A 13,087-nucleotide genomic window follows, 5' to 3' on the forward strand; every position below is an offset into this window, starting at 1 on the left:
CGACATCCGCCGTTCAGGTTTTGTTTTCCCTTCGTTTCCGTTGGGAGTGCAAAGGTAAGAATCTTTTTTGAACCTCCAAATAAAATAATTTATTTTTTAGCCCCTCTCTAATTCTTAAACCCAGCTTTTCAATTCTTTCCGCTCCTTCCGAACCGGGTTGCAAAGGTAATAAAACTTTCAATCTCCGCAAGAATTATTTTAAAATAATTCTAATCCCTTTCTCTCCACTTTTCAACCTTTTCCCTTCCTCCGAAGCGGGTTGCAAAAGTAGAAAAAAATCCTCAACACACAAACCCAGACAGCAAAATGCGGTATTTTTACAATTAGCCCTTCGAACGGACGGTTTGTCCATTCATCTTTTCAACCTTTTCCCTTCCTCCGAAGCGGGTTGCAAAAGTAGAAAAAAATCCTCAACACACAAACCCAGACAGCAAAAGATTTTCATATCCAACGCAACTCACTAATTCTCAATAAGAAAAAATTAAACCGATTACAGAACTTTTCAGAACCTTAAGTGTAACGGCGAGATTCTGCTTGTTAAAAAATTGTTATGAAATTATTCCAGACGCTTAATAGTGTATATATGTATGAATTATAGATTAGGACTGAACCCAGGTTTTGAAAATCTGCCTAGGCCATCTAAACCCGACCCAAATGGAAAACCCGCAAGGCGAAGCATGAGCCGAGGATTTGGAATGGAGGGCGGGACTAAAATCTGATAGTAGCACAAGCCCTGCTTTTCTAACCTTTTATATATGTTAAAATTTGTTAACTCCTATTTAGTACCGAATTGCTTTCCATAGCTTAGCAACCAATTGTTTTATATTGATGTTATCGTATTATTAATTATCTTTGCAGAATGTTTAAAGTTAAACACTTAATTATTTTAGTATTTGTTGCCGCTATTGGTATGGCTGGCTGTAAAAGCCGTTTTGAAAAGTTAAGGGCCAGTAATGACGTGGCTAAAAAATATCAGGAAGGTATTAGGTTGTACAACAGTAGAAATTATAGTAAGGCATTAATACTTTTTGAAGATTTGTCTCAAAAATATCGTGGGCGTGAACAAGCAGAAGGTTTGAATTTCTATTATGCGAATACCTTATATAAGCTACAAGATTATACGACTGCAAGGTATCAGTTCAAAAGCTTTGCGGATACTTACCCCGCAAGTAAAGATGCTGAAGAAGCCCGTTACATGGCCGCCTATTGCTATTATTTAGAATCGCCGGTTTTTTCATTAGATCAGGAGAATACTTATAAGGCTATTGATGCACTACAGTTATTTATAAACTTATATCCAACCAGCGAACGTGCAGTAGCAGCAGCCAAGTACATTGCGGTTTTAAGAGGTAAACTTGAGGATAAAGTTTTCGAAAATGCGAAAATGTATTTAACTACTGGCCCAAGCAATGCGGATAATTATCGTGCAGCTGTTATTGCATTGAGAAATGCTCAAAGAGACTATCCTGATATTAAATATGCAGAAGAGATGGATTTCCTGATGATTAGATCTCAGTATATGTATGCTAAGAACAGCATTCCTATTCGCCAGGAAGACCGGTATAATGAAGCTTCAGATTTATTCAGTGAGTTTATGGAAAAATATCCTGATAGTAAATTTAAAGATGATGCAAAAAGGCTAAAATCTGATATTGACGCTGGGATAGCATTTAATAAACAAGAAATGGCTATTTTTGCAGCCGACCAGGCAAAGTATACGGAAATGCTTAAAAGAACAGGCAAAATAAAAGATACGACCAAAGTTAACAACACCAAAGATATTAAAAACAAGTAACACATGAATACTAACAAACCTGCTGTACCAAATACTACGGTTACCAGAAATGTACACGATTTAGATAAAACTACTGATAACTTATATGAATCGTTAGTGGTTATTGCTAAGAGAGCCAATCAGATTTCAAATAACATGAAAGAAGAATTGCATGGTAAATTAGCAGAATTTGCTTCCAGCAATGATAATTTAGAAGAGATTTTTGAAAATCGGGAGCAAATCGAAATCAGCAAGCATTATGAGCGTATGCCTAAGCCTGTTCTGGTTGCAATTGATGAATTTTTGAATGAAAAAATTTACCACAGAAATCCTGCTAAAGAGCAAAAATAACATTAGCATAGCGCATAGAGTTCGTAGCACGGCGTTTTGCACATACGCTCTACGCACTACGCTTTAAACTCTTTGCCCCCAATGCTAAAAAACAAAAATATAATCCTTGGCGTTTGCGGCAGCATCGCAGCATATAAGTCGGCTTTTTTGGTCCGGCTTCTGGTTAAAGCAGGTGCAAACGTTAAGGTTATTCTTACACCCGATGGTGCGAACTTCATCACACCACTTACACTTGCCACACTTTCTAAAAATCCGGTTTACACACAATATTTCGAAGAGGAAAGCGGTGTTTGGAGCAACCACGTTGAACTGGGACTCTGGGCTGATTTGATAATCATTGCACCTATCAGTGCAAATACACTGGCAAAATTAGCTACCGGAATTTGCGATAATCTTTTAACTGCCGTTTATCTTTCCGCTAAATGCCCGGTTTATGTTGCTCCTGCAATGGATTTGGATATGTGGAAACATGAAAGTACCCAGTTTAATATAGACAGAATTACAGCCTTCGGAAATGTTGTTATTTCACCGGGAAGTGGTGAACTTGCGAGCGGTTTGTTTGGCGAAGGCCGAATGGCAGAACCAGAGGAAATTGTATCGTTTCTAGACAACTCAATTAAAAAGTTAATGCCTTTATTTGGGAAGAAGGTTATGGTAACAGCTGGCCCTACTTATGAAGCAATCGATCCTGTTCGCTTCATTGGGAATCACTCATCGGGTAAGATGGGATTTGCAATTGCAGATGAGCTTGCTAAACTGGGCGCCGATGTAACTTTAGTTGCCGGTCCGTCAGCTCAAAAATCAACTGAAATTTTGAACAGAGTAGACGTTACAAGTGCTGAAGAAATGTTTGAGGCTTGCAACACTTTTTTTGAAAATACCTTCATAACAGTTATGTGTGCAGCAGTTGCAGATTATAAACCTAAAACCATTGCTACTCACAAAATAAAAAAACAAGAGCATAACCTGGTTTTAGAATTGGAAAAAACCATCGATATTTTAACTTCATTAGGCAAAAGAAAAAAAGATAATCAGATTTTAGTTGGCTTCGCCTTAGAGACCAATGATGAAGAAACGTACGCCAAAAGCAAACTGGAAAAGAAAAACCTTGACTTGGTTATTTTAAATTCATTAAATGACAAAGGCGCAGGTTTTAAATCAGATACAAATAAAATAACTATTTTTAACAGGGCTTTAGAAAAAACAGTTTTTGAGCTGAAATCCAAAACTGAAGTTGCAAAGGATATTTGCGAAGCAATTTTAAAAATAATCAAATGATAAAAAGGGTTATTTGTTTACTATTGGTGCTGAGTTTTAGCAGGCTAAATGCCCAGGAACTTAATGCGCGGGTACAGTTACTGGCTCCACAGATATCAAACATCAGCAAGCCAACAATAGATGCACTTCAAAAAACAATCCGCGATTTTTTAAACAACAATAAGTTCAGCAACGAAACTTACAAAACCCAGGAACGGATAGACTGCAATTTCGTTATCACGATTAATTCCTGGGACGGTGGCTCCGGCTATACTGCCGAAGCACAAATTCAAAGCAGCAGACCGGTGTACAACAGCAGTTACAACAGTACTTTATTGAATATAAGCGATAAAAACTTCGATTTCACTTTTAACGATGGCGCGGTAATTGATTTTTCTGACCAAAATTACCTTTCCAATATCAGTGCGCTCCTTAGCTATTATGCTTATACAATTATAGCACTCGATAAGGATAGCTTTAGTAAAATGGGTGGAACAACTTACTTTAAAAAGGCACAGAATATCATTAATCTGGCCCAGGCCTCTGGCAATTCGGGATGGAGAGCTGCAGACGGCCTTCGAAATCGTTTCTGGTTTAATGAGAACGCCTTAAATCCTATATTCAGCGAACTGAGAAATTTTATTTACAGTTACCATTTCAGCGGTTTGGATCAACTAACGGATAACGACAAAGGTTTGATGCCAATAGTGAATGCCTTATCAACCCTGCAACAAATGGATAAACAGAAAATCGGTTCTATCTTCCCTAATGTCTACTTTACTTCTAAAGCTGAAGAAATTACAAATGTGTTATCAAAACTGAATGCACAGGAACGTATGAAAGCTTACAACCTGCTGTCAGAGATAGACCCGGCCAATATTGGTAAGTACGAAGGCTTAAAACAAAATTGATTTGTCTATTTACTTCAAAAGACAGCCAGGTTCCCCTACGCTTTCCCTTTATTAATTTATGATGCAACATATTAATAAAAAGCTTGTCTTTTAGGCAATAACAAAAATTTAGCTTAAAATTTATTAAAATTATTTTGATAATACGAATATCTTCGTACATTTGAATACGAAATAATTCGTAGAACTATAATATATGACTAATAACAACATCAAACCGACTGAAGGTGAAATGGAAATTTTAAAAGTACTCTGGCAAAAAGGCCTTTGTACAGTACGTGAAGTTCATGAAGCATTAGATAAAAAGGATTCGGGATATACCACTACACTGAAATTAATGCAGATTATGCATGAGAAGGGCATGGTTGAAAGAGACACCAATCAAAAGACACATATCTATAAAGCAATTGTAAATCAGGATAGAACTGAAAAGCAGTTGGTAAATAAAATGATTGACAATGTTTTTAATGGTTCGGCCGCGAGATTGGTCATGCAAGCTTTAGGCAATCATACAGCAAGCGCAGATGAGATAGATGAAATTAAAAAGTATTTGGAGAAATTAGAAAAAGATAACTAATATGGAAACTTTAGTGCAACCACTTATCAAAGCCTTTGGATGGAGCATAATTAATTCTTTATGGCAAAGCGCACTTATTTATGGGGTTTTATTCCTGCTGTTAATTAGCCTGCCAAAATTAGCTGCCAGATTTAAGCACAATCTGGCTTTTAGTTCAATCTTGCTCATGTTTGGCTGCTTTGTATATAATTTCTGGAACCATGTACTAAAGAACATTTCTACTAAAAGTGATGTCATTGGCACGGAAAATTTAGACGCTTATCGTTACTTTAATACTGTTCCACAAAGCTTAAGCGACAAAGTGGAACAGTATTTTCCTTTGGTCGTAACTTTTTACATTATAGGAATTGTGCTCCAGATGTTTATAATCGGAAAGGGTTATAATCAGCTTTCTAAATTGAAAAAAAATAATCTAAGCAATATACCCGATGCCTGGAAAGCAATTTTCGAAAGTGTTACTTCAAACCTTAAAATTAATAAAGCGATTAAATTTCATTTATCAGATTTAATAAATGTTCCATTGGTGATCGGCTATTTAAAACCGGTTGTATTGTTTCCTGTTGCGCTGGTTAACCAGCTGGATAACGACCAGGTCGAAGCCATTCTCATTCACGAACTTTCACACATCCGGAGAAATGATTTCCTCTTAAACCTCATTAAAACTGCTATAGAAACCTTTCTTTTTTATAATCCATTTGTTTGGATGGCTGGGAGATTCATACATATCGAAAGAGAACATGCGTGTGATGATCTGGTACTAAAAGTTACCGGAAAGCCATTAAACTACGCACATGCTTTATTGAAATTAGAATTGCTAAAAGATAAAACCAGTCCGGCTTATGCATTGGCGGCAACGGGCAAAAGCCAAAACCTGTATCAACGTATAAAAAGAATAACCAATATGAAAACCAATTATTTAAACGCCAAACAACAGATGGCTGCGATGACATTGGGCGTAGCCTGCCTGTTCTCCATCGCCTGGATAAATCCCGCTGAAAAGAAAAAAGAAGAGGATTCAGCCAAATCAAACACCATTCAGTTAGTAACGACTTATGGTAATGGTAAAGCAGTTGTCCTGATGGATACAACTAAAAAACATAAAATTAAGATTGTAACCATCGATGCTAATGGTAAAAAAACAGAGTACAATTCTGTTAAGGAAATGCCCGATAGCCTTAGAAAAAATTTTTACCGGGATGAACTATTTGGAGGTCGTAATGCCTTTATCATTAAATCGGACTCTGCATTTAAATTTAAAGATTCTTTGTTTAAAGCTAAAATTTATCGGGAGTTTAGTTCGCCTGAAGCCCAATTAAAATGGAAAAAATTAAGTGAAAATTTAGCAAAAGAATATTCATCACCGGAAGCACAGGAAAAATGGAAAAAATTCGGAGAAGACGTTGCACGAGAATATTCATCGCCGGAAGCACAGGCTAAGTGGAAAAAATTTGGTGAGGATGTAGCAAAAGAATATTCATCACCGGAAGCGCAGGCAAAATGGAAAAAGTTTGGAGAAGAAATAGCAAAAGAATATTCATCACCTGATGCGCACGCTAAATGGAAAAAATTTGGAGAAGATATCGCCAAAGAATACGGCTCACCGGAAGCTCAGGCTAAATGGAGAAAACTGGGAGAAGAAATGGCTGCAAAGGTTAATACTCCGGAATTCAGAGCGCAAATTTCAGAATTACGAACTAAGGCGTTGAAAAATGGAGAGAAAATACGAATTTCTGCGTTAAGCCGCATAAATACAGATACGGCATTTGTTTTGCATAACGATAATTTTCGTGCTCTGAAAAGTAGAGATGGTGTTTATTTAATTGAAAATTCATCAAGTAAACTTAGACAAAGCGAAGAATACAAAAAGTTAAAGCAAAAATTCGACTCGGAAGTTAAAGAACTTAAAGAAAAAATGGAGAAACAGGAGAAGAAAGAGCAACCGGAGCGCACTGAGAAATCAGAACAATAAAAACCAAACAGATAATAATTTAAAACGGCGAAGAAATTTCTTCGCCGTTTTGCGTTTATGGCTAATCTTGAAATAACTTTTTAGTATTTTTGCTTAGCTATGCTACAAAAACTTTCTATTCGTAATTACGCATTAATCGATAGTCTCGATATCGAATTTGATAAAGGCTTAAACATAATAACTGGTGAAACTGGTGCTGGAAAATCCATTATTTTAGGTGCGCTTTCTTTAATTTTAGGTCAAAGAGCCGAAAGCAAATATTTTTTTAACCAAGATAGGAAATGTATTATAGAAGGTCATTTTCTATTAGCTGATGAGCATTTGAGAATACTTTTCGAAGAAAATGATCTCGATTTCTTTAATGAAAGTATGCTGCGTAGGGAGATTTCAATTGACGGGAAATCACGTTCCTTTATAAATGATACGCCTGTTAACCTATCACTCTTAAAACAGATCGGTGAAAAATTAATAGATATACATTCTCAACACGCCACACAGGAAATCAACAATCCGGATTTTCAATTGCTGATCGTTGATTCACTGTCTAATCATAGTGCTATTTTAGCTGATTACAGAACAGGATTTAAGAAATTAAAAACTGAAACAGCTCGTTTAAAAAAGTTAGTTACGGATGCTGATGAAGCAAGAAGTAAACAGGATTACGAACAGTTTTTATTTAACGAATTAGAGCAAGCTAACTTAAAGGAGGGCGAGCAGGAAGAATTAGAATCGGAACTGGAAAAGTTAACACATGCGGAAACCATCAAAAAGGCATTATTGAATGCATCCGGACTATTAACAGAAGGTGAGCCTTCCGCCATGCAATTCTTAAAGGAAGCCCAGATACAATTGCAGGCAATTGAAAAATTCGACCCTGAAATTAATGCTTTATTTGAAAGACTGCGTTCAACAGTTATTGAGATTAAAGATATTGCGGCTGAAACCTCTGGAATGGAGGAAAATACTACACACAGCGCCGAGCGCCTGGAATTTATAAATCAACGGCTGGATTTGTTTTATTCCTTGCAGCAGAAGCATCGAGTAGGCAACAATTCAGAATTGATAGGTATCAGATCACAGCTTGAAACAAGCCTGGACCAGTTATTATCATCTGATGAAAATATCGAAATTCTACAAAAAGAAATTGAGCAGCTCAAAAATGAACTCTTAAACCAGGCGAACCAGCTTAGCAGCAATCGCAAGAAAGCAATAAAAGCTGTTGAAGAGCAAACCGCTCAAACTTTAAAAAAAGTAGGCATGCCGAGTGCGAGGTTGATCTTATCGCAAACCACAATAAAAGAACTGAACAAAGATGGGTTAGATGAAATCAATTTACTTTTCACTGCAAATGCTGGTCAAACGCCTGCACCGGTCAATAAAGTAGCATCGGGCGGTGAATTGTCGAGGCTGATGTTAGCCATCAAAGCGCTGCTGGCAAAACATACCTCGCTTCCTACCATTATCTTTGATGAAATTGACACTGGTATTTCGGGCGAAACTGCCTTGAAAGTTGGAGAAGTAATTTCTGATTTGGGAACTGACATGCAGGTGATATCCATTACACATTTACCGCAAATTGCGGCTAAAGGCAAATCCCACTATTTTGTTTACAAAAATGAAGAAGGTGGAAAAACCACCACCGGCATCCGAAAATTAAAACAGGAAGAACGAATTGGCATAATAGCAGAGATGTTAAGCGGTAAAAACCCCGGAACTTCCGCAATAGAAAACGCAAAAGAACTTTTAGGATAATCAATTTTGTTTCTTAAACTAACTATTTAGTTTATATTTGAATATGAAACAATTATTATCTTTTTGCATTTTTTTATGTATTTATAGCTTTTCGTTTTCACAACAAAGTTTCACACTTTCAGGTGTCGTAAAAGATAAGTTGGGCGAAACTTTGCCTGGTGCCGGCATATATGTAAGTGGCTACAAAATAGCAACGGTAGCGGATAATAATGGTAAATATTTTTTAAACCTGAAGCCTGGAAATTACGATATCCTCGTTCAGTTGATTGGCTACAAAGCATTCAATAAAAATATTATAATTGGTGACAAAAGTTTAACGGTAAATTTTATACTAGAGCAGGATGCCGTTCAACTGAACGAGATTACGATAAAACCTGATCCCAATCGGGAGGGATACATCAGAATGTTTACCGATTTTTTTATCGGAACAACACCAAATGCTGCACAGTGCAAAATCATTAATCCAAATGTTTTAATTATTGATTATAGCAATGATGATTCAAAACTAACAGTAAAAACGAATCAATTTCTAATTATTGAGAATAAGGCCCTGGGTTATCGCATTAAATATCAACTTAACAATTTTGAATACGATAATAAGAGCAAGATCATTTACTATGAAGGTTATCCATATTTCGAAGATTTGAAAGGATCGAATACAAAAATGAAGCGTTGGGCGGCTAAAAGATTGGTGGCTTACAATGGTTCAACACAGCATTTTTTTGAAAGTTTATATGCCGGTAAATCAAAGCAAGCAGGTTTTACAATTCATAAATTAATTAAGCAACCCGATAAAACCCGCCCGTCAGATAGTTTGATAAATGCAAAAATAAAGCATTTTCGTAGTTTAGCACAGAATTCTTCAGGAAATTTAGTCTTTTTCATCGGCGGCAGCGATTCTCTGAATTATTGGTCTAAGCAAAAGAACAAACCAAAGGAAATTTCTATCCTTAACCGACAGGAAGTTCTGACAGATACACTAGTCAAAAAGTATAATGAAAGTATCAAAGGAATTAACTTTACAGATGTTTTGTACGTGGTTTACACAAAAGAAAAAGAAGATCCCAGTTACGCTAACCAAATCGGTTTATCAATCTCACGACCACTTGATATGCCAGATTATCAAGTCTCACTCATAAATCTTCTGGTTGCACCGGTATATTTTTACCAAAATGGCGGAACTTACAATCCGCGCTCTATGCTGTATCAAGGTTATTGGAGCTGGGAAAAGATGGCAGAAAGTGTTCCGCTTGATTATGTTCCGCCTCTACAGAAGGAATGATCCGACCGGATTTAAATGTTAAAATTTTTAAAATCTAAGGTTCAAATTAATATATATTACGCCATTTGGTTACATTCGCTCTCATGATTAAAAGTGCTATTCTGTCATTATTGTTTCTTTTATTGGGCTGCAATGTTTTTAGTCAGAATACCACCTTTTCTATAAGTGGAAAAGTTAAAGATAATAAAGGTGGATTACCTGGCGCAGGCGTTTATTTGAGTGGTTATAAAATTGCCACAGTTGCCGATAACGATGGAAAATTTCAATTGCCAAACTTAAAACCTGGCAGTTATGATTTACTTGTTCAGATGGTGGGATACCTACCCTACTCAAAAAGTGTAATTATTTCCGACAAATCAGTCCAGGTAGATTTACTTTTAAAAGAAAACACGGTCCAGCTGAATGAGGTAACCATCCGGGCCGACCCAAATCGGGCAAAATACATAAAGCAGTTTACAGAGTATTTTATTGGTACTACGCCAAATTCAAAACAATGTAAGATACTAAATCCACAAGTCTTGAATGTAGATTTCGATGTCACCAAAAGCTTGTTAACCGTAAAAACAACAGAATTCTTAATCGTAGAAAACAAAGCACTGGGATACAGATTAAAATACATGCTCGATTATTTTGAATATAACAGCCGCACACATATCATTTATTTTTCCGGTCATCCGTTTTTTGAAGAACTAAAAGCTTCCAACGCCAAAAAGAAAAAATATATAGAAGCCAGAGAAACTGCATACTATGGTTCATCACAACATTTTTTCAGATCACTTTATGAAAATCGAAGTAAGGAAGAGGGATTTTTAATTAATAAAATTATTAAAACACCTAACCCTAATCGATATCCAGAAAGTATCATCAATGAAAATTTAATCAAAATTAAAACGCTTCCCGAGAAAACCGGTATAAGAAAAGTTGCAGGAAAAATTGATCCGGGACTTTTAGAATTTTGGACTAAACAGAAAGAAATGCCCAGGTTTATTGATAAGTTTAGCCGTGCAGAAGTAAATCCGGATACGCTGGTTCACGATTACAACAATAATTTGAAATGGATAAATTATACAGATGCGCTTTGCATCCAGTATACAAAAGAAAAAGAATCCCTAGCTTATTCGCAAACAGGTTTTTGGATTTACCGGCCATTAGATGTTCCTGAAAATGAAATATCTATAGCAAATCATACCACGCAGGATCCAATTCGCTTCTATGCAAATGGGGGCATTTACGATTCGCGCTCTATGCTTTACGAAGGCTATTGGGCATATGAAAAAGTTGGTGATATGGTGCCGATGGATTATATCCCATTAATTAGAAAATAAATTCCATACACAACTTATTAACATTTGATAATTTTACTAAAAATATTAGTAATTTTATTTAATGATTAACCAAGACGAAAATCAATATTTTAAAGGTAGGGGTGCTCAGTTCAACCCCCACAATAAGTTTTCAGCAAATACTTACGTAAAGGAACATCTAGAAGGTATTGATGACTGGGAGGAAAGTGATAAAAAGACAGCCTTTCTTTTCGAGAATTCAAAAACTATTGTTAACAAAGTCGATAGCCCTGATGTCGGTATGGCATATTCCCTTAATCCCTATCAGGGTTGTGAGCATGGCTGCACTTATTGTTACGCGCGTAATGCGCATGCGTATTGGGGATATAGTGCCGGACTCGATTTTGAACGGAAAATTATTGTAAAAAAAGATGCTCCTACCCTCTTTAAAAAGTTTTTAGAAAAAAAAGGATGGGATGCTACAACAATTTCACTTTCAGGAAACACAGATTGCTATCAGCCTGCTGAAAGGAAGTTTAAACTAACAAGGCAGCTCCTTGAAATCGCATTGGCTTACCGGCAACCCATTGGAATGATTACCAAAAACTCGTTGATTTTGCGTGACCTTGATATTCTCCAGGAAATGGCAAAGCTAAATCTGATTATGGTGTATTCATCCATTAACAGTTTAAATAATGAATTGCGTTTAGCAATGGAACCCAGAACTGCTACAGCAAAACAACGTTTAAAAGTGGTAGAAGAGCTGAGCAAAGCCGGTGTACCCACAGGTGTTATGGTTGCTCCACTCGTGCCCGGTTTGAGCGATCATGAAATTCCAGCGGTGCTAAAAGCAGTTGCAAATGCCGGTGCCATCAGAGCAGGTTATACTGTAGTTCGCTTGAACGGAGCCATCAGCCAGATTTTTGAAGATTGGCTACACAAGAATTTTCCGGATAGAGCCGATAAGGTTTGGCATTTGATACAGAGTTGCCATGGTGGAAATGTGAACGATAGCAGGTTTGGGGATAGAATGCGTGGCGATGGAAATATCGCACAAATGATTAAAGATAACTTTAAGCTTCATTGCAGGTTAAATGGTTTGAATACCAAAGAGATCTTTTTAAATCATACATTATTTAAAATACCCGGCTCGCAAATCAGCTTATTCTAACTACTGACGCCCAAATTCCTGAGTCCAGTATTTGCCTGCTTTTGCTGCACCCAATTCATTAAAGCCAGCACTCATAATATTTTTGCAATGACCTTCACTGTTAATCCAGGCATCGAATACAGCTTGCTCAGTTGGTTGTCCCGCCGCAATATTTTCACCATAAGCCATCCACTTATAACCGGCAGCGGTAATTCTGTCTCCTGCGTTTCTTCCGTCTGGCGATGTGTGACTGAAATAGTTGTTTGCATCCATATCTTTACTATGAGCCAATGCAGCTGCAGCTAAAAGATTGTTCCATTTTAATGCAGCAACGGGAGGCATAGCAGTTGTACCGCAATTACATCCGGCGCTTCGCTTTTCATTAACTAATTTAAGCACTAATTCCGAGTTCAAACCAACTGAAGCTGGTGTTGGCTGCAGGTTTTCGGATTGGACTTCAGAATTTTTTTCGCAAGATGTTATAAATAAAAAGATACATAGACATGCCTGTAAAAATCTGTTCATTAATTCAAATATTAAATAATATGAGACTATGTCAAAGGTAAGATTCAGTTTTAAGGTCAGAATCTCATTTCATTTCCTCCGTCATTCTTGCTTACGCGGTAATCTTAAAGCGCCTTTCAATAGCATTAGGGTTCCAAGCAGATAGTATCAGGTTGGGAATGATGCTTTATCGAAGTATAATTTGCTTAATGACCCGCGTAAATCTTTTTGAGACAGCCTCACTTAAATTTAACGCAACTTGAAAAAAATTATTATCAAA

General features: G+C 36.7%; 11 protein-coding genes. 10 read left to right on the top strand and 1 reads right to left on the bottom strand.

Annotated elements, in window-relative coordinates:
* The first annotated feature begins 859 nt into the window (after window positions 1-859).
* The 10 genes from ASF92_RS14455 to ASF92_RS14500 all read left to right on the top strand — a co-directional run bounded on the left by ASF92_RS14455 (window position 860) and on the right by ASF92_RS14500 (window position 12,324).
* A complete protein-coding gene (locus ASF92_RS14455; protein ID WP_056094543.1) occupies window positions 860-1,795 on the top strand; it encodes an outer membrane protein assembly factor BamD in 936 nt (311 codons plus the stop codon).
* A gap of 3 nt (window positions 1,796-1,798) precedes the next feature.
* Window positions 1,799-2,125, top strand: coding sequence for a DNA-directed RNA polymerase subunit omega (locus tag ASF92_RS14460; RefSeq protein WP_056094546.1), 327 nt, complete (start codon window positions 1,799-1,801; stop codon window positions 2,123-2,125).
* An 81-nt stretch (window positions 2,126-2,206) separates the two neighbouring features.
* Window positions 2,207-3,403, top strand: coding sequence for a bifunctional phosphopantothenoylcysteine decarboxylase/phosphopantothenate--cysteine ligase CoaBC (gene coaBC / locus ASF92_RS14465; protein WP_056094550.1), 1,197 nt, complete (start codon window positions 2,207-2,209; stop codon window positions 3,401-3,403).
* Window positions 3,400-4,293 (top strand): DUF4835 family protein, encoded by an 894-nt coding sequence (locus ASF92_RS14470; protein ID WP_056094554.1) that lies wholly within the window; start codon window positions 3,400-3,402, stop codon window positions 4,291-4,293. The genes coaBC and ASF92_RS14470 overlap by 4 nt, the downstream gene beginning before the upstream one ends.
* 193 nt (window positions 4,294-4,486) lie before the next feature.
* Window positions 4,487-4,867 (top strand): BlaI/MecI/CopY family transcriptional regulator, encoded by a 381-nt coding sequence (locus tag ASF92_RS14475; protein WP_056094556.1) that lies wholly within the window; start codon window positions 4,487-4,489, stop codon window positions 4,865-4,867.
* Window position 4,868: 1 nt separating this feature from the next.
* Window positions 4,869-6,836, top strand: a complete 1,968-nt coding sequence (locus ASF92_RS14480) for a M56 family metallopeptidase (RefSeq protein ID WP_056094559.1) — start codon at window positions 4,869-4,871, stop codon at window positions 6,834-6,836.
* Window positions 6,837-6,935: 99 nt separating this feature from the next.
* Window positions 6,936-8,588 (top strand): DNA repair protein RecN, encoded by a 1,653-nt coding sequence (recN, locus tag ASF92_RS14485; RefSeq protein ID WP_056094562.1) that lies wholly within the window; start codon window positions 6,936-6,938, stop codon window positions 8,586-8,588.
* A 43-nt stretch (window positions 8,589-8,631) separates the two neighbouring features.
* Complete coding sequence (locus ASF92_RS14490) at window positions 8,632-9,870, top strand: carboxypeptidase-like regulatory domain-containing protein (protein ID WP_056094565.1); 1,239 nt, start codon at window positions 8,632-8,634, stop codon at window positions 9,868-9,870.
* Window positions 9,871-9,953: 83 nt separating this feature from the next.
* Complete coding sequence (locus tag ASF92_RS14495) at window positions 9,954-11,195, top strand: carboxypeptidase-like regulatory domain-containing protein (protein WP_056094569.1); 1,242 nt, start codon at window positions 9,954-9,956, stop codon at window positions 11,193-11,195.
* 61 nt (window positions 11,196-11,256) lie between these two features.
* Window positions 11,257-12,324 carry a PA0069 family radical SAM protein gene (locus tag ASF92_RS14500; protein ID WP_056094572.1) on the top strand — a complete coding sequence of 356 codons (1,068 nt, stop codon included), beginning with the start codon at window positions 11,257-11,259 and terminating at the stop codon, window positions 12,322-12,324.
* Here ASF92_RS14500 and ASF92_RS14505 read toward each other — a convergent pair whose 3' ends face one another.
* Window positions 12,325-12,828, bottom strand: a complete 504-nt coding sequence (locus tag ASF92_RS14505; protein ID WP_056094575.1) for a CAP domain-containing protein — start codon at window positions 12,826-12,828, stop codon at window positions 12,325-12,327.
* Window positions 12,829-13,087 lie beyond the last annotated feature (259 nt).

This window comes from Pedobacter sp. Leaf176 (assembly GCF_001424305.1).
In the GTDB taxonomy this organism is placed as follows: Bacteria; Bacteroidota; Bacteroidia; order Sphingobacteriales; family Sphingobacteriaceae; genus Pedobacter.